Annotated in this window: 15 protein-coding genes and 2 pseudogenes; 8 read left to right on the top strand and 9 right to left on the bottom strand. The window is 71.9% G+C overall.

Going from position 1 to position 17278, the window contains the following annotated elements:
- Window positions 1–228: 228 nt before the first annotated feature.
- Window positions 229–1299 (top strand): fatty acid desaturase family protein, encoded by a 1071-nt coding sequence (locus OHS57_RS04635; protein WP_041998242.1) that lies wholly within the window; start codon window positions 229–231, stop codon window positions 1297–1299.
- Window positions 1300–1476: 177 nt separating this feature from the next.
- Here OHS57_RS04635 and OHS57_RS04630 read toward each other — a convergent pair.
- Window positions 1477–1884, bottom strand: a pseudogene (locus tag OHS57_RS04630) (hypothetical protein); the annotation flags it as partial.
- A gap of 246 nt (window positions 1885–2130) precedes the next feature.
- On the opposite strand from OHS57_RS04630, the gene OHS57_RS04625 reads away from it, so the two are divergent.
- Window positions 2131–2454: an ArsR/SmtB family transcription factor gene (locus OHS57_RS04625; protein WP_041998244.1), complete on the top strand. Its 324-nt coding sequence runs from the start codon at window positions 2131–2133 to the stop codon at window positions 2452–2454.
- Window positions 2444–3310 carry an SRPBCC family protein gene (locus OHS57_RS04620; protein ID WP_328581110.1) on the top strand — a complete coding sequence of 289 codons (867 nt, stop codon included), beginning with the start codon at window positions 2444–2446 and terminating at the stop codon, window positions 3308–3310. Before OHS57_RS04625 ends, OHS57_RS04620 begins: the two co-directional genes overlap by 11 nt.
- On the opposite strand, the gene OHS57_RS04615 is transcribed toward OHS57_RS04620, so the two are convergent.
- From OHS57_RS04615 to OHS57_RS04590, 6 genes are all read right to left on the bottom strand, one after another.
- Window positions 3288–4055, bottom strand: coding sequence for an MgtC/SapB family protein (locus tag OHS57_RS04615; RefSeq protein WP_042000359.1), 768 nt, complete (start codon window positions 4053–4055; stop codon window positions 3288–3290). The two genes, OHS57_RS04620 and OHS57_RS04615, sit on opposite strands and share 23 nt — an antisense overlap.
- Window positions 4056–4119: 64 nt before the next feature.
- Window positions 4120–5190, bottom strand: a complete 1071-nt coding sequence (locus OHS57_RS04610) for a LacI family DNA-binding transcriptional regulator (RefSeq protein WP_041998248.1) — start codon at window positions 5188–5190, stop codon at window positions 4120–4122.
- 67 nt (window positions 5191–5257) lie between these two features.
- Window positions 5258–5713, bottom strand: a complete 456-nt coding sequence (locus OHS57_RS04605; RefSeq protein WP_041998250.1) for a tellurite resistance TerB family protein — start codon at window positions 5711–5713, stop codon at window positions 5258–5260.
- A 111-nt stretch (window positions 5714–5824) separates the two neighbouring features.
- A complete protein-coding gene (locus tag OHS57_RS04600) occupies window positions 5825–7741 on the bottom strand; it encodes a sigma-70 family RNA polymerase sigma factor (RefSeq protein WP_328581109.1) in 1917 nt (638 codons plus the stop codon).
- 130 nt (window positions 7742–7871) lie between these two features.
- Window positions 7872–8054 carry a hypothetical protein gene (locus OHS57_RS04595; RefSeq protein WP_041998254.1) on the bottom strand — a complete coding sequence of 61 codons (183 nt, stop codon included), beginning with the start codon at window positions 8052–8054 and terminating at the stop codon, window positions 7872–7874.
- A gap of 134 nt (window positions 8055–8188) precedes the next feature.
- Window positions 8189–9010 carry a UbiA family prenyltransferase gene (locus tag OHS57_RS04590; RefSeq protein WP_328581108.1) on the bottom strand — a complete coding sequence of 274 codons (822 nt, stop codon included), beginning with the start codon at window positions 9008–9010 and terminating at the stop codon, window positions 8189–8191.
- Window positions 9011–9164: 154 nt separating this feature from the next.
- Between OHS57_RS04590 and OHS57_RS04585 the strand changes: the two genes are divergently transcribed.
- From OHS57_RS04585 to OHS57_RS04575, 3 genes and pseudogenes are all read left to right on the top strand, one after another.
- Window positions 9165–10217 carry a type III polyketide synthase gene (locus OHS57_RS04585; protein WP_042000367.1) on the top strand — a complete coding sequence of 351 codons (1053 nt, stop codon included), beginning with the start codon at window positions 9165–9167 and terminating at the stop codon, window positions 10215–10217.
- Window positions 10218–10261: 44 nt separating this feature from the next.
- Window positions 10262–10759 (top strand): annotated as a pseudogene (locus tag OHS57_RS04580) (isoprenylcysteine carboxyl methyltransferase family protein); the annotation flags it as partial.
- A 113-nt stretch (window positions 10760–10872) separates the two neighbouring features.
- Complete coding sequence (locus OHS57_RS04575) at window positions 10873–11892, top strand: NAD(P)/FAD-dependent oxidoreductase (protein ID WP_328581107.1); 1020 nt, start codon at window positions 10873–10875, stop codon at window positions 11890–11892.
- Between the two features lie 34 nt (window positions 11893–11926).
- On the opposite strand, the gene OHS57_RS04570 is transcribed toward OHS57_RS04575, so the two are convergent.
- Window positions 11927–13183 carry a DUF4032 domain-containing protein gene (locus tag OHS57_RS04570; protein ID WP_042000373.1) on the bottom strand — a complete coding sequence of 419 codons (1257 nt, stop codon included), beginning with the start codon at window positions 13181–13183 and terminating at the stop codon, window positions 11927–11929.
- A gap of 183 nt (window positions 13184–13366) precedes the next feature.
- Between OHS57_RS04570 and OHS57_RS04565 the strand changes: the two genes are divergently transcribed.
- Together OHS57_RS04565 and OHS57_RS04560 are read left to right on the top strand one after the other, a co-directional pair.
- Complete coding sequence (locus tag OHS57_RS04565) at window positions 13367–14839, top strand: MFS transporter (protein ID WP_041998262.1); 1473 nt, start codon at window positions 13367–13369, stop codon at window positions 14837–14839.
- Window positions 14836–15402, top strand: a complete 567-nt coding sequence (locus tag OHS57_RS04560; RefSeq protein WP_041998264.1) for a TetR/AcrR family transcriptional regulator — start codon at window positions 14836–14838, stop codon at window positions 15400–15402. The genes OHS57_RS04565 and OHS57_RS04560 overlap by 4 nt, the downstream gene beginning before the upstream one ends.
- Here OHS57_RS04560 and OHS57_RS04555 read toward each other — a convergent pair.
- Window positions 15392–17131, bottom strand: a complete 1740-nt coding sequence (locus tag OHS57_RS04555; RefSeq protein WP_328581106.1) for a TIGR03767 family metallophosphoesterase — start codon at window positions 17129–17131, stop codon at window positions 15392–15394. The genes OHS57_RS04560 and OHS57_RS04555 overlap by 11 nt on opposite strands.
- Window positions 17132–17278 lie beyond the last annotated feature (147 nt).

Raw genomic sequence — 17278 nt, 5'->3', positions numbered from 1 at the left:
GGCGCCGGCGGTTACACTGACAGAGCAAGACGCCCAAGACCCTGGCTCCCAGCTGCCCTGGACCCGGCAGCCAGCGACCTTGCGATTCTCTTTATGCGCACGACTTCTTATGCGCATCCTACGCGGCGTCTGTTTGCCTCAAACAATGTGTGCTGAACAAGCCACCCTGCCGAGCATTCACCGCACCGGCTACCAGCGGTCGTGAACCGACCCGAAAGGCGTGGCTCAATGTCCCTGCCCACCACCGGCGATTCCGAATCGGCGGTTCTGGATCCACCACGCGAGTCGGGCAGCGATTTCGCGCGCCTGACCCAGCTCATCAACGCGGCCGGACTGATGCGCCGCCGCCCCTGGTACTACGTCCTGCGGATCTCCCTCGTCGTGGCACTGTACGCCGTCGGCTGGATCGCCTTCGCCATGATCGGGAACAGCTGGTGGACGCTGGCCGTCGCCGCGTTCCTCGCCGTGGTCTTCGGTCAGGTCGCCCTCGTCGCGCACGATGTGGCGCACCGCCAGGTCTTCCGGCTGCGCCGGGCGAGCGTCCGCACCGGCAGGCTCGCGGGGAACCTCGGTATCGGCATGGGCTACGGCTGGTGGCAGGACAAGCACTCCAGGCACCACGCCAACCCGAACCACGAGGACCTCGACCCCGACGTCAACCCGGACATCCTGGTGTGGTCCCAGTCCCAGGCCAGGGAAGCCAGGGGAGTGGCGCGGCTGATCGGCGGCTCGCAGGCGTATCTCTTCTTCCCGCTGCTGGCACTTGAGGGCTTCAACCTGCATGTCGCGGGCGTACGGTCGCTCGCCAACCGGTCGTTGAAGCAGCGCAGGCAGGAAGGGGCCCTGCTGATCGGGCACTTCGCCGTCTATCTGGCGGCCCTGCTGGTCGTGCTGCCGCCCGGCAAGGCGCTCGCCTTCCTCGCCGTCCACCAGTGTCTGTTCGGGATCTACCTGGGCTCGATCTTCGCCCCCAACCACAAGGGCATGCCGGTGCTGACCGGCGCGGACCGCCCCGACTTCCTGCGCCGTCAGGTGCTCACCTCGCGCAACGTGCGCGGCGGTTGGTTCACCGACATCGCGCTGGGCGGCCTCAACTACCAGATCGAGCACCACCTGTTCCCGAACATGCCGACCCCGCAGCTGCGCAAGGCGCAGCCCATCGTCAGGCGGTACTGCGAAGAGCTCGAAGTCGGCTACCTGGAGACTGGCCTGATCGGCTCGTACCGCCAGGCGCTGCGCAGTCTGCACGACGCGGGAGCGCCCCTGCGGGCGATGCGGAAAGCACTCGTGACCCCGTAAGTGACCCCGGCTCGACCACTGCCGCGTGTCCCGGCGCTCCGCGCTCCGGCACGCGGCGGTGTCGTGTCAGTGGTGGACCCTGCCCAGTTGCAGCGTGTCGCCGGCCTGCCGGAGGTCGCGCACCGTCGTGATCGCCGACGAGGCCAGCGGACGTTCGCTGCGGTAGACGTCCGGTCTCGCCGCCGAGGTGATCAGCGACGGCAGGGCGCGGTCCATGCGCAGCGCGTCGACGGACTCGGCCAGCAGCTCGTACTCCGTGGTGTCGTCGCGCGTCGCGACCCTGATCAGCCGGCCGGCCGCCAGATGCTCGGCCACCATGTCCTGGTGCGACACGTCGTCCCGCCAGGCCCGCAGCGTGTCCGGTACGTTCGGCACGCTCTCGCCGACGGGGGTCAGCGCGGACGCGGGGAAGCGCCCGCTCTCGGGGCTGGGATCCAGCCGCTCCGCGATCCAGGTGGCGCGGTCCCGTAACCACCACAGGGCCAGGGGCAGGGTGGGGGCGCGGTAGGTGCCCAGCGGTACGCCGACGTACTGACCGCCGCAGATTCCGTACGCGGTGACATGGCACAGGAATTCGTCATGCACGGCCGCTCTCCTTGCGCCGTTCGGGTGGGGGGCCGGGCTGGCCGCGGGGCGAATCCTGGGAGAGCAGAGTGATCGATTTCTGATCGCCCCAACTTACAATTATGGACCGGCCGATGACGGGCTGTCACGATGCGATTCCAGCCAGAAATCAACTGACTTCTGTGCGTGACCATGACCGGATGAGCCGGTCGCGCATCCGCTGTACATTGCTTGACGGTTATATGCCGTCCTGGGTATGTTCGTGGTATGTCCATACCGTTCGACGTCCTCGCGGATCCGAGCAGGCGGCGGATCCTCGATCTACTCCTGGAACGCCCCTATCTGGTCGGCGAGCTCACCGAGCGGCTGGGACTGAGCCAGCCGGGCACGTCGAAGCATCTGCGGGTGCTGCGCGAGGCCGGACTCGTACGGGTCCGGCAGGACGCGCAGCGCCGCTGGTACGAGCTGCGGCCCGAGCCGCTCGCCGAACTCGACGACTGGCTCGCCCACTACCGGCATCTGTGGTCCGGCACTCTCGACGCACTCGAACGGCACCTCGACGCGATGGAGGACGACTCCCATGACGACTAGTTCGCGCCCCGACTCCCTGACCACGACGGGCGACCGCTCCGCGCTCCGCATGGAGCGCCGGCTCCCGCATCCGCCCGAGGCGGTGTGGGCGGCCCTCACCGACCCCGAACGGCTCGCGCGCTGGTTCCCCTTCGAGGTCACCGTCGACCTCGTACCCGGCGGCACGATCGGCTTCAACCTGCCCGGCGAGTCGGCGCCCGCCGCCAGCGGCACCGTCACCGACCTCGACGAACCGCGCCTCTTCGGCTTCACCTGGGGCACCGACCAGCTGAGCTGGTCCGTCAGCCCGGACGGCGACGGCTCGCTGCTCACGCTCGTGCACACCTTCGGCGACCAGCCCGGCGCGGCGAGCTTCGCCTCCGGCTGGCACCTGTGTCTCGGCGCGCTCGGTCAGCTCCTCGACGGCGGCCCCGTCGAGGCCGGCCGCGACGACGGCGCGCTGCACGACGCGTACGTGGAACGGTTCGGGCTCGGCAGGGGCGTCGTCGAATCCGTACCCGGCGGCAGGCGGCTGCGGCTCGAACGCCAGCTGGTGCGGCCCGCCGAGGTCGTGTGGGACACCCTGTGCGCCGGTGTCGAGCCGGTGCCGGGACTGCCGGTGCCCGAGGGGTTCACGGCGGAGAAGGTCGAGGCGGGTCATGTGACGGAGGTGCGGCCCCCCGGCTTCGTGACCTTCGCCGTCGAGCCCGACGGCGCGGTCAGCTGGGAGCTGGGCGAGGGCACGGGCCACGGCGCGCGGCTCGTCCTGACCCAGAGCGGGCCCGAGGGCTTCGACGCGGAGACGGCGCTGGCCGCCTGGCAGGAACGGATCGAGCGGCTGGCGGCGCAGCTGCTCACTCGGCCGTCTCTTCCTTGATCGAGGAGACGCTCAACAGCTCCTCGAACTCGGACAGTTCGGCCACCAGCCGGTGCACGCTGCCGGTGCCGGCGATATCGACGTACACGAGGGCGGTGCCGGCCTCCGGGTGGTCCTCGTCCCCGTCACCTTCGCCGCCCGGCCGCCGCGCCGCCCGGTCCACCCGGACCTGCACCACCTGGAACCCCTGGGCCGCCGTGTACTCCAGCACCCGGGTCAGCACCCCGGTCCCGATCAGATAGGCGAGATGCAGCCGGGCCTGCTCGGGGGTGGCCAGGACCGGGATGCGCCGGGTGACCAGGGGATAGCCCTGTACGACCAGGAAGTGCGCCAGCGTGGCGCCGATCGCGAGCAGCGGCAGCCCGCCGCCGCAGGCCATGCCGATCGCACAGGTCAGCCACACGGTGGCGGCCGTCGTCAGTCCCCGTACGGCGTCGCGCCTGACGAAGATGATGCCGCCGCCGATGAACCCGATACCGGAGATGACCTGGGCGGCGACGCGCGAGGGGTCGAACGACACGTTCTCCATGCCCAGCACCGCGTTGAAGCCGTGCTGGGACACCTCCATGAACAGCGCGCTGCCCACCCCGACCAGGGTGTGGGTGCGCAGCCCCGCGCTCTTCTGCCGGATCGCCCGCTCGGCGCCGATGACGGTCGACAGCAGCAGGGCGAGCCCCAGCTCGGCGAACTGCCGGGCCCCCTGACCCGCTTCGGGGTCGAACAGATTCAGGGCCAGCGTGTGCAACGGCCCGCCTCCCAGCTCGGTACAGAACATCCGCTACGCGATGTTAGTACCCCTGCCGGGCCGTTCAGCGGTCCGTGGCGGTGAGGGGGGCCGTGCCGGGCAGCAGGACCGGGGGGATCAGCAGATGGCCGATCGAGGCGGCCAGCAGCTGACCACCCGGCTCGACCTCGCTCGTCACCGAAGCGCGCAGGGTGTCGGCGGCCGACACCGCGAGCCGGGTCACCTCGGTGGCCAGGGTCTCGACCGGCAGCTCGATCCGGGGCAGCCGGCGACCCGCCGGGTCGCCGGGGAGGGTGCCGATCACCACGACGGTCAGCTCCTCCGGCACCCGCAGCCCCGAAGCGGCCACCGACGTGAGGATGTGGTGGTGCGCCGACGGGTGCTGGACGACGAGGGCGGTCGGCCGCGCGCGCCCCTCGCCCGTCGGGTCCGACAGCAGGGTGCCGAGTCTGCGGCCGAGCTTGACCGGGTCGTCGATCGAATGGACCACCTTGACGGCGGCGCCGGTGTCCCTGGCGCCCCTGCGGGCGCCGGCGATCCCACGCAGCGCGTAGCTGCGACGGGCCCTCACCTCGGCCTCACCGGGCGCCAGATACACCATCGTGCGGTGTCCCGCGGCCGCCAGCTCCCGTACGGCGAGCGCGGCCGCCTCCTCCCAGTCGAGGTCGGTCCACGGGAGGGCGTCCTCGTCGGCGGGCCGGCCGATCAGCGCCGCGGGGAAGAGCAGTTCGCGTACGACGTCGATGCGCGCGTCCTCCATGTCGACCGCCATCAGCACGGCCGCGTCGGCGAGACCGCTGAGGGCCACCCGGCGCAGCCCGCCCGCCTTGTCCTGGGACGTGGTGAGCAGCAGGTCGTAGCCGAGGCTGTTCGCCGCGTCGCTGACGTCGATGGCGAAGCGGCCGTCCACCGAGTGCTGGAGCCCCGCGGCGCGCGGCAGCGCCAGCGCGATCACCTGGGTACGGCTGCTGCGCAGCGTCCTGGCGCTGGCCCTGGGGTGGTAGCCGAGGGCCTCCACCGCCTCCTGGACGCGCCGGCGCGTCTCCTCGGAGATCGACCGGGACCCGTTGAACACGTACGAGACCGTGCTCGGCGCGACACCCGCCCGGCGGGCGACGTCCTTGATGGTTGTCATCCACGACCCCTTCGGTGATCCGCCATCGTATCCGCGACGGCGGATCACCCCACCGGTGAAGGGCTGATCAGAGGTCGAACTCGTGCGGCGGCAGGTCGAGGGCGTAGCACGCCTCACGGACGACGGCCTGCTCGTCCTTGTCGAAGTCGCCGTCGGCGCCGCCGATGACGATGCCGATCTGGATGACGGCGCGGGCCTCGGCGGGCTTCTTCTTGGCCTTGGCGATCTCCTGGAGGATGCTCACCTTGCCGAAGGCGAAGTCGGCGGTGAGCTTGTTGATCGCGTCGTCGAAGCGCCGCTGGAGGTCGGCGGCGGGGAAGTTCTGCAGGACCTCGTTGGCGGCGATCAGCGAGGCGACGCGCTGGCGCTCGGAGGCGTCGACGGAGCCGTCGGCCGCGGCGACGAGAGCGCACATGGCCATGCTGGCGTCGCGGAACGCGCCGCTCTTGAGGTCGTTCTTCTTGGCCGTGAGCTGCGTCTGCATCGTCGCGGCTGAATCCTTGAAACGGTCCCAGAGGGCCATTCGGTATCTCTCCTCGTGCTGTCAGGTTGAACCACTGGCTCAACGCCCGGGAGAGCCGAGGCGTGCCCACTTCAGAATGGTTTCTCCGTTCGGTACCGAAGCCCGCCCTGCTCAGCGGGCCGCGCGGAACGCCTCACCCGCCGGGGTGATCGCGGGCCCGCTCCGGTAGAGGCCGGTGCTCGCGCCGCTGTCCTTGGCGGGCAGCCCGAACCACGCCCAGCGCTGGACGTACGGCAGCCCCGCCAGCATCCGGGCCGCCGAGGAGAGGAAGGCGGCCTGTTCCGTCTCGGACGGGAAGCGGACGCCCTGCGAGAAGTCGGTCAGCGCGAACTCCGTCAGCCAGACGGGCTTGCCGTAGCGCGCGTGGACCGCCTCCAGATAGGACTTGAGCTGGCCGACGGCAGCCTCCGTGCGGAAGTCGCCGCCGTACCAGTGCAGCGCGATGAAGTCGACGCGGTAGCCGCGTGCCTTGGCCCCGCTCATGAAGCGGTCGAGCCAGCCGCCCGCCGTGTCACCGCCGTACGCGACAGCGGGGCTGCCGAGGATCTGGCCCGTCTTCTCCAGCGTCGGCCACAGCGACAGCGCCTGATCGGTCGTCATGTTCGACTGGGCCGCCATGTCCGGCTCGTTGAAGCCGAGCAGATACGGCCCGGCGGCGCGGGCCCGCGCCAGGTCGGCGGCGCCCGTCGAGTCCTTGCCCCAGATCATCGGCACGAAGCCCGTCGAACCCGGTGCGTCGACGCCGGAGTGCTGGGTGGACCAGGTGTAGTACCAGCCGGCCCCCGAGTCGGCGAGCGCCTTGCTCACGCCGGGGAACGTCCACACCCCGACGCCCTTGCGCGCCGAGGCCACCACGGGCTTCGGGGCCGGTGCGGGCGGCGCGTGCCGGGCCGCTGTCCTGGTGGGCCTGGGGCTGCTCGGCTTCGCCTTGGGCTTGGCCTTCTTCGACACGGAGGGCGACGGCGAAGCGGACGAGGCGACGGCGGACGGCAGCGGCGCCGCGGGCGCGTCCGCCGTCGTCACGGAAGCACCGCGGTCGGCCGGCGGGTCACCGGGCAGATAGGCGGCGACGAGCAGTCCGGCGGCCACCACCGCCCCGACGGACAGCGCAACGGCCACACCGCGAGCCCGGACCGTACGGCGGGCGGCCCTGCGCCGCGCGGCCCGGCCGGTGGTGCCACCGCCGTGCGGCGACAGCGACACCGGCGCGGGGCCCGCCGAGTGCGCGGCGGCCTCCCACGCGGCGGGTACGGCGGGCAGCGGCAGCAACGGAAGGCCGCCGAGCAGCCGTTCCACCGGTACGCGCGGCTCCTCGCCGGCCTCGCACAGGTCGCAGGCGCGCAGATGGCGCGCGAAGCGCTTGCGCCACAGCCCGCCGGGATCGCCCGGCCACCGCTCGGTCAGCGCGTCGAGCCCCACACAGCGCCCCGGGGCTCCGTGCAGCACCCGGACGATGGAGCGTGCGGTCTCTATCTGGTCCCTGAGCCGGTGCACCCGTACCGCGGTGTGCCGCTCGGACAGGCCCAGCGCCGCCGCCAGTTCGGCCCTGCTGATCTCGCCGGTCGCCTCCAGCCACCACAGCGCCAGAAGGGTGCGGTCCTCCTCGTCGAGCCACCGGGTGGCCTCGGCGACCTCACGCCGCTGGTCGGTGAGGCCGAGCCGCAGAATGGTCATGGCGGCGAAGTCGGAAGCGGGGTCCTCGACACTGTCGGCCGCGTCCAGCGAGGCGGTACGGCGCAGCGCCTTCGACCGGCGCTGCTCCCGCTCGCGCACCTGACGGACGGCGATGGCCACCGCCCACGACCGGAAGGCGTCGGGGTCGCGCAGCCCGCCGAGGCCGCCGACGATCCGTACCAGCGTCTCCTGGACCACGTCGTCGACATCGCTGTGCCCGTCGAGCGCACGGCCCACGATGTTGTAGATCAGTGGCATGCAGGAGGCCACCAGCGCGTCCAGGGCGTGCTGGTCGCCCTCGCGGGCGGCCAGCACGGTGCCACGGTCGGGTCCACTGCGGTCACTTCGGTACACGACGCTCCACCTTGTTCTCGTCCGGTTCACCCAGGAGACCGTGCGGGACGGTCCTGGACAACAGAAAACGGGATGTGGATTTTCCGCGTGCGTGCACGTACGCGCCCGCGAGGGCGCGCCTGTGGTGGGATCAGCGGCGGCGGCCGCTGCGCGCGGCCCAGCCGGTGCCTATCCCGGCGACGTGCAGGGCGAGGCAGGTAAGTCCGAGGTACAGCAGGCTCGTCGGGGTGAAGACGGCCGTGTCGACGCTCGTCTCGGTGGCGTTGAGAATGAAAGCGATGCCGAAGAGCACTGCTGCTACGAAGCCCAACATCTGTCTACTCCCGATGAGTTCGGCGGCCGGTCACGTCGGAAGGTGGTGACCGTGCTGCTTGCCGCCGGGTGCCCCCTTCCCCACCGATCAGTCACCCGCCCGTATACCGGAATGGCAACGGTCGCCTGCCCGCCCTACGCGAGGGCGGAGCCCTGCCACAACAGCAGTGCCACATCGACGGCGGCGACCAGGATCGCCGCGAGGAACGGCACCTTGGGGCGACTACGGCCCAGCAGCGAACCGGCGACGGCCACGACGACCACCACACCGACAGCCACACCGCCCCACGTGCTCGGCCGGCCGAAGGCGAGCAGCACCGTCGCCGCCACCAGCGGGGCGGGCAGCAGCCACCGTACGGCGGTGGGACCGAGCCGTTGCGGGCCGCCGCGCACACCGGTGGCCAGATCGGCCTCGATGTCCGGCAGTACGTTGCCGAGATGCGCGCCCACCCCCACCAGCGCGGCGGCGGTGACGATCCACCAGGCGGGCGCGGGCGTGCCCGGCAGACCGAGCGTCACGAAAGCGGGCAGCGAGGTGAATCCGATCGCGTACGGCAGCCAGGACAGCGCCGTCGACTTGAGCCCGAGGTTGTACGCCCAGCCGGCCACCACACCGACCAGATGCACCACGCCTGCCAGCAGCCCGTAGCCGAGGGAGAGCGGCACGCACAGCGCCAGCGCGACCACGGCGGCGGTCCGCACGGCGCGCGCGTTCACGGAGCCGCCCGCCACCGGTTTGTCGCCCCGGCCTGTCGCGGTGTCACGCGCCGCGTCGATGGCGTCGTTGCTCCAGCCGATCGACAACTGCCCCGCCAGCACGGCGGCGGTCGCCAGGACACACCCGGCTGCGTCGGCGCCGGCCGCCGCCGCCAGGCCGCCGACCAGCGCGGTCACCGCCACCGTCGGCCCCGGGTGACACGCTCTCAGCAGGGCGCCCGTCCGGCGCGTGGCGTCCACGGGGTCATCGTAGGCGCCACCGGCGCCGTCCCCCGTGCCGCCGTACGGGGTGCGTCGGCCCCGGTGTGAGCGGCCGTACAGGCGACTTCGCGTGTGGCGGCAGCAGTCGCGGGCAGGCATTGACACGTCCACGACCTCCGACCTCGGACCGCAGATGACTCGCATCGCAGCCGTCCATGGAGCCCTGGCTCCGCACCAGCACAGCCAACAAGACCTCACGGACATGGTCGCCAGGACGTGTCTGCCCGCGGGAACCGACCGCCGGGTGCTCGACAGGCTCCACCGCTCCGCCCGGGTCGCCACCCGGCACACCGCTCTTCCGCTCGACCGGTACGCGGAGCTGACCGATTTCGGGGTCACCAACGACGCCTTCATCGAGGCGGCCGTACCGCTGGGGGCCGAGGCCGTCTCCGCGGCGCTGGACGAGGCGGGGCTCTCGCCACGCGATGTCGACCTGCTGATGTTCACCTCGGTGACGGGGATCGCCGCCCCGTCCGTCGACGCGCGGCTGGTCAACCTGCTCGGCATGCGACCCGACGTCAAAAGGCTGCCGATCTTCGGACTCGGGTGTGTCGCGGGGGCCGCCGGGATCGCCAGACTCCACGACTACCTGCTGGGCAGACCCGACGACGTCGCCGTACTGCTCTCCGTCGAGCTGTGCACACTGACCTTCCAGCGAAACGATTCCTCGATGGCGAACCTGGTCGCCACCGGCCTCTTCGGGGACGGCGCCGCCGCCGTCGTCGCCTGCGGGGCGCGCCGCCCCGGGCCCGGTCCTTCCGTGGTCGACACCCGCAGCCGGATGTACCCCGACACGCAGGACGTGATGGGCTGGGACATCACCGGATCCGGCTTCCGGGTCGTCCTCGACGCGAGCGTCCCCGACGTCGTGCGCAAGAACCTCGCCGCCGACGTGGACGCTTTCCTCGCCGACCACGGACTGGGGCGCGAGGACATCACGGCGTGGGTGTGCCACCCCGGCGGGCCGAAGGTACTCGAAGCCGTCGAGGAAGTGCTCGACCTGCCCGACCAGGCCCTCGACGTCACCTGGCGCTCGCTCGAAGCGGTGGGAAATCTGTCGTCGGCGTCCGTGCTGCACGTGCTGCGTGACACCCTGGCCGAGCGGCGGCCACCGGCCGGTACGGCGGGACTGCTGCTGGCCATGGGGCCCGGGTTCTGCTCCGAACTCGTACTGCTCCGCTGGTAGGACCGGCCGAGCCGGGCCGGCCGATACGCAACGACGGGGAGAACATGATCTGGTACACGGTCCTGATCCTGGCGGTCGGCGCCGAACGTGTCGCCGAACTCGTCGTGTCGAAGCGGCATCTGCGCTGGAGCATGGCGCGCGGCGGCGTCGAGTACGGGCGTCGGCACTACCCGCCGATGGTCGTCCTGCACACCGGGCTGCTGCTCGGCTGTCTGGCCGAAGTATGGCTCGGCGACCGGCCGTTCGACGCGGCCCTCGGCTGGACGATGCTCGCCGTCGTGGTAGCGGCCCAGGCGCTGCGCTGGTGGTGCATCCGCACCCTCGGCCCGCGCTGGAACACCAAGGTCGTCATCGTGCCGGGGCTGCCGCTGGTCGCCGCCGGCCCGTACCGGCTGCTGCGGCACCCCAACTACGTGGCGGTCGTGGCCGAGGGCATCGCGCTGCCGCTCGTGCACGGGGCCTGGCTGACCGCCCTCGTCTTCACCCTGCTGAACGCCTGGCTGCTGACGGTCCGTATCCGCTGCGAGAACCGCGCGCTGGCCCCCGCGCTCGCCCTGACGGACGACGGGACGAGCACGCTGAAGACCGGTGCCACCGACACCACCGATACGCCCGGTGCCACCGACACCACCGGCGCCACCGCCGAAGCCGGCCCGTGATCGACCTGCTGGTGGTCGGCGGCGGCCCCGCCGGACTCGCGACCGCCGTCCACGCCACCCGGGCGGGCTTCGAGGCGGTGGTGATCGAACCGCGCACCACGCCCGTCGACAAGGCGTGCGGCGAAGGCGTCATGCCCAGCGGGGTGCGCGCGCTCGCCGCCCTCGGCCTGCCCGCACCGCCGGGCCACCCGCTGCGCGGCATCCGCTATCTCGCCGGGCCGCACAGCGCCGAGGCCACCTTCGGCGCGGGGCCGGGACTCGGAGTGCGCCGCACCGCCCTGCATGCCGCACTCGCCGCGCGCGCCGACGCACTCGGCGTCAAGACCGTGACGGACCGGGTGCGCGACGTCCGGCAGGACGCCGACTCGGTGAGCGCCTGCGGTCTGCGGGCCCGCTGGCTGGTCGCCGCCGACGGGCTGCACTCGCCCGTGGGCCGGGCTCTCGGCCTGGAACTGCCCGACCACAGGCCCCGGCGCTACGGGCAGCGGCGCCACTACCGCGTCGAGCCGTGGAGCGACTTCGTCGAGGTGTACTGGTCGGGCGCCGGCGAGGCGTATGTGACACCCGTCGGCGACGACCTGGTGGGGGTGGCCGTGCTGAGCACGGTCCGGCGCGGCTTCGACGAGCATCTGGCCGGCTTCCCCGAGCTGCGCGCCCGGCTCGAAGGGCGGCCGGCGGCCGGCGCGGTGCGCGGCGCAGGACCGCTGCGCCGCCGGGTGCGCCGCCGGGTCGCGGGACGGGTGCTGCTCGTCGGCGACGCGGCCGGTTACGTGGACGCGCTGACCGGCGAGGGCGTCGCGCTCGCGCTGGCCTCGGCGGAGGCGGCCGTACGCTGCCTGCGCGCCGGACGGCCCGAGGCGTACGAACGGCGCTGGCGCGCCCTGTCCCGGCGCCACCGGCTGCTCACCGAAGGCCTGGTGCGGGTCGCGGGCACCGCGGCGGGCGCCCGGCTGATCGTGCCGGCCGCCGCACGGCTGCCCACCGTCTTCACCGCGGCCGTACGCGCCCTCCAGTGACGCACGGGACGCGCGCGGGCGGGGGTGTCGCGGCTCAGGGCGAGATGACGTCCACGCTGTCGGTCTCCGGCGGGTTCAGCGCCGCAGCCGAGTGCGGCAGCACGTTGGCGACGTAGTCCGCGATCGTCGCAGCGAGACCCACGTCGGTCCCCGCGTTCTCCGACAGGTACCAGCGGTGCTCCAGCACCTCGTGGTAGATCTGCGCCGCGTCCATCTCGCCGCGCAGCTCCAGCGGCACCGCCCGCACCGTGGGCCGGAAGACGTCGCGCACCCAGCGGTGCGCCAGCACCTCGGGCCTGGCCCCCAGCGGATCGCCCGGCGCGTAGTCGTCCTGGCCCGCCATCCAGACCTCCAGGTCGCCGAGGAGCCGGCGCGCCTGGTTCTCCTCGGCGTCCAGGCCCGTCAGCCGCAGCAACTGCCGCTGGTGGTGTCCCGCGTCCACCACCTTCGGCAGGAAGGTGACCGTGTCACCCTGCGGGGAGCTCTGGATCTGCATCTCGGCGACGTCGAAGCCCAGTTCGTTCAGGCGCCGTATCCGGCGGTCTATGTAGTGCCGCTTGTCGACCGGGTAGACCGACTCGCGGGTCAGCTCGTGCCAGAGGTCCTCGTAGCGCTTGACGATCGCCGCGCCGAACGGGACCGGGTCGACGGACGGGTGCAGGGAGCCCGAGGCCTCCAGGTCCATCAGCTCGCCCGCGATGTTCATCCGGGCCAGCTCTATGTCGTACTCCCGCTGGCCGTGGCTCAGGTTCTGCTGGATCTGGCCGGTCTCCGCGTCCACCAGATACGCGGCGTACGCGCCCGCGTCCCGCCGGAACAGCGCGTTCGACAGCGAGCAGTCGCCCCAGGCGAACCCGGCGAGATGCAACCGTACGAGCAGCACGGCCAGCGCGTCCATCAGCCGCTTGACGGTGCTGGGGCGCATCGTCGACTCGAACATCGACCGGTAGGGCAGCGAGCCCTTGAGGTGGCGGGTGATCAGCGCCGACTCCAGCGGCTCGCCGTGCACGTCCACCCGTCCCGTCACCACACCCACCGCCTCGACGGCGGGGATGGCGAGCCGGTGCAGGTCTCGCAGCAGTCCGAACTCGCGGAGCGCGGCCCGCTCGGTGATCTCCTTCACGGCGACCACCTCGGGGCCCGCCGAGGCGAAGCGCACCACATGGCGTGAGATACCGCGGGGGAGCGGAACCAGACACTCCGCGGGCCAGGCGTCCAGCGGAGTGTTCCACGGGAGATCCAGCAGTACGGCCGGATGCTCCGGGTTGGTCGCGCTGATCTGCAGCGCCATCGTGCCTCCCACGGCGGTCGAGCGGTGTTCCCGCGGCGGGTTTCCTGACCGGAACCGCCCAGGACAGTGTGCCGGGTGTCGCACCGCCCCTGGTAGGGCGAGGGGTGCACAGGCGTTTACCCTGATGGGTGAACACCTGTACACCCCCGCGTACAAACGTCGGCACAGCACATACGGAGTGACATGTCCGGAGAGATATCCGCGCCCGTCGAGGAGCCCGTCGAAGCACCGCACCCGCGCTTCCTCGTCGCCGTCCTGTCGTTCTGCGGCGTGGTGGTCGCGGTCATGCAGACGCTCGTCGTACCGCTCCTGCCGCACATCCCGGACCTCACCGGCGCCACCCCCGCCGCCGCGAGCTGGCTGGTCACCGTCACGCTGCTGACCGGCGCCGTCTGCACCCCCGTGCTCGGGCGGGTCGGCGACATGTACGGCAAGCGCCGGGTGCTGCTCGCCTCGCTCGCGGTGCTGGCCCTCGGCTCCGTGCTGTGCGCCGTCAGCTCCGAGATCGGTGTGCTGATCGTCGGCCGGGCCCTCCAGGGGGCCGCGCTGGCCGTCGTACCGCTGGGCATCAGCATCATGCGCGACGAACTGCCGCCCGCCCGGATGATCTCCTCCGTCGCGCTGATGAGTTCGACGCTCGGCATCGGCGCCGCCGTCGGACTGCCCATCGCCGCCTTCGTCATCGAGCACTACGAGTGGCACACCATGTTCTGGGCCTCGGCCGGGCTCGGTGTCCTCGACATCGTGCTCGTCCTGCTCTGCGTGCCCGAGTCGTCGCGCCGCTCGCACGGCAGGTTCGACGCCTGGGGCGCCCTCGGTCTGTCGGCGGCGTTGGTCAGCCTGCTGCTCGCGGTCACCCAGGGCGGCGACTGGGGCTGGACCTCCGGGCGCACCCTCGGTTTGCTCGTCCTCGCGGTACTGATCGCGCTCGCCTGGGGCCGCTTCGAGCTGCGGACCCGTTCGCCCATGGTCGACCTGCGGGTCTCGGCCCGGCCCGCCGTGCTGCTGACCAACATCGCCGCGCTGCTGATCGGCTTCGCCTTCTACGCCAACTCGCTGTCCACCGGGCAGATGGTGCAGGAGCCGAAGGCCACCGGCTACGGCCTCGGCGCGTCCATCGTGGTCAGCGGTCTGTGCATGCTGCCCGGCGGGATCGCGATGGTCGCGCTGTCACCGGTGTCGGCCAGGATCTCCGCCAAGTACGGGCCGAAGACCGCCCTCGCGATCGCCTCCGGGACGCTCGCCGTCGGCTATGTGATCCGCTTCTTCACCAGCCATCAGCTCTGGACGATCATCCTGGGGGCCACCGTCGTCGCCGCGGGCACCGCCATCGCCTACTCCGCCCTGCCCACGCTCGTGATGCGCTCGGTGCCGGTGGCCGAGACGGGGGCGGCCAACGGGCTCAACACCCTGATGCGCTCGGTCGGCCAGGCGTTCTCCAGCGCGGTGGTCGCCGCCGTCCTGGCCAACGTCACCTTCACGGTGGGCGGGCTCACCGCGCCGACCCTGCACGCCTATCTGCTGGTGTTCCTGATCTCGGGCGGTGTGGCGCTGGCGGCGCTGGCCGTCACGCTGTGTCTGCCGAGCGGCAGGACACCCGCGACCGGTAGCGTCGGGAGGGACCGGACCGCATCGCTCGCCCAGGAGAACGCATGAGCGCGGAAGCCACCGATCCTGGCAGCGGCCGGGGCGCGATCCTGCGCGCCGCCCGGCGGGCCTTCGCCGTACGGCCGTACGCGGAGGTGACGCTGCGCGGCATCGCGGCGGACGCGGGCGTCAGTGCCTCGCTGATCGTCAAGCACTTCGGCACGAAGGAAGAGCTCTTCAACACCGTCGCCGACTTCGCCCCCGCGGCCGACCTGCTCTTCGCCGTACCGCCCGCCGAACTGGGCCGGCATCTGGTGCTCACCGTGGTGCGCGCCAAGCGGGCGCAGGGCGACCTGCTGCTGCGGGTGGTGTTCTCGCTCGGCAAGGACGACGAACGGGCGCTGCTGCGCGAGCGGTTCGGCGAGCAGATCACCCAGCGGCTGGCCGGGCTGTTGCCGGGACCCGGCGGCGCGCTGCGGGCCGAGCTGATCGCGGGACAGCTCATCGGGCTCAGCGCCACGCTCAGCCTGCACGCGGCGGGCGCCGGCGCCGCCGCCACCCCCGAGCAGCTGGCCGATCTCTACGGACCGGCCGTACAGACCCTGGTCACCGGGGCCTCCGTCACCGGCTGAGCAGCAGCTCCGTGTTGCGGTCCTCGGACTCGCCGACCCCCGCGGTGCCGCGCCCCGGGGCGTTCTGGGCCAGTTCGCGGTAGAGGCCGGCGAGGCCGGTCTGCGACAGGTCGTCGAAGTCGGTGCGGTACGGCGCGCCCGACTCGATCAGCGTGGTGAACAGGGACAGTGTGCCGTCGCCGTTGTCGGTGATCTCGATGACCCGGGCGAGCTGCGGGTGGTCGACGTGCGACGCGGTGGAGATCTCCCAGAACGAGCCGTGCGGCAGGATCGCGTTGCGGTGGCTGTGCCCGTTGACCCACGCCAGGACATTACGGTGGCGCCGCAGCAGGGCCACCACTTCGTCGCCCGTGTGGCGCGCCTCGCCCGGTCTGGCCGGATCACGGTGGGTGTTGGTCATCGTCCAGCTGTTGTGGTGGCTGAAAACAACGACGTGCGCGTCCTTGTTCTCCGTGAGTGTTCGCTCCAGCCAAGTGAGCTGGGCCGTGCCGAGTGAGCCGAGGAAGTGTCCGGCGCGGTCGGTGGTGTCCAGGCTGACGCCGATGACGTTCCCGCCCATCGGGAAGGTGTAGTACAGCGTGTCACTGTCGAGGTTGGCGGCGCTGTAGCCGTGGCCCAGCGGACCCGGTCCCGTGCAGGCCGGGTCGAGGTGCGCCCGGAGGTATTCGCGGGGGCCGAACGGGGCCCGGAGCGGATCCGGTGTGACGGTGCGCATCCGGCGCTTCTCGCGGCGCAGCAGATCGACCAGCTCGCCGCCCGCCGGATTGCTGCCGGCGGTCAGCGCCTTCGCCAGTGCGTCGGCATCGGAGTCCGGGACGGCGAACAACTTCCGGTCACCGACGGCGAATTCGGCGAGGAAACCGGATCGGTCCGCCATCGCGCCGCTGGCCAGCGAGTCGTGGTTGCCGACCGTCGAGTACCACGGGATCCGCAGTCCCGGGCTGTCGACGGAACGCGTCGCGGCGTCGAGGAACCCGTCGATCCTGGGGAAGCCGAGCTGCTTGTCCGGGTCGCGCAGCGCGTCCTCGGGGTGCCAGTACAGCCGCTCACCGGAATTCTGCACGCCCTCGTACTTTTTGCCGTCCCCCGTGTTGGGGGTGACCCGGCCGCCGCTCATGACGGTCAGGAACCAGTCGAGTTCCGCCCGCGAGTTGTTGTCGGTGTTGTCGCCGGTCGTCACGGCGAAGGACAGCGGGGCGCCGGTCGCGGGACCCGCGGTGAGGGCGTTGATCCGCTCGACCAGGGAGACGGCGCCGGGCACGGTGAGCGCCTCGTGCGGACGCCAGGAGCTGAGCTGCCGCGCGCGCAGGTACTCGGTGCGTACCGGGTGCTGGACGTCGACCAGGTGCAGGTCGGTGAGCTGCACGAACGAGCTGAGGACGGTACGCCGGTCGGCGCGCCCCTTCTTGGCCGGCGCCAGCCGCTCCCTGATGACGCGGTGCCAGCCGGGCCCTTCGCCGAGCCGCCGGAAGGCGGCGAGGTTGTTACGCGGGGCGGCGACCGAGTCCAGTGTGGTCCTGGCCGGTACGGCCGGCGTGGGGGTGGGGGAGGGGGCGGTACGGGGCGCGGGCACCGCCGGAGCGGACGACTCCGGTGCGGCGGCCGCCGCGTCGGAACCGCCGCCGGCACCGAGCGCCAGTCCGATTCCGGCCGAGACGCCGACCGCGCCGGTCGCGGCGAGAAACGACCGGCGGTCGAGGGCGGTGACTGCGGAGCGTATGCGTGACATGGTGCGGTCTCCCGGAGTGCGAACGCATCAGCTGGCGAGCCAGGGGACGGCCCCCTGGTCACACCTTTGATGCTTGACACCGGGCGTGGCCTGCGCGTGAACGTCGTTACAACTGCGAACACACGTCACTGCACAGGGATCACCGAC

The sequence above is a fragment of the Streptomyces sp. NBC_00370 genome, assembly GCF_036084755.1.
Classification (GTDB): Bacteria; Actinomycetota; Actinomycetes; order Streptomycetales; family Streptomycetaceae; genus Streptomyces.
The sequence above is the reverse complement of the archived record's forward strand: the minus strand, read 5'-3'. Positions and strand labels throughout refer to the sequence as shown.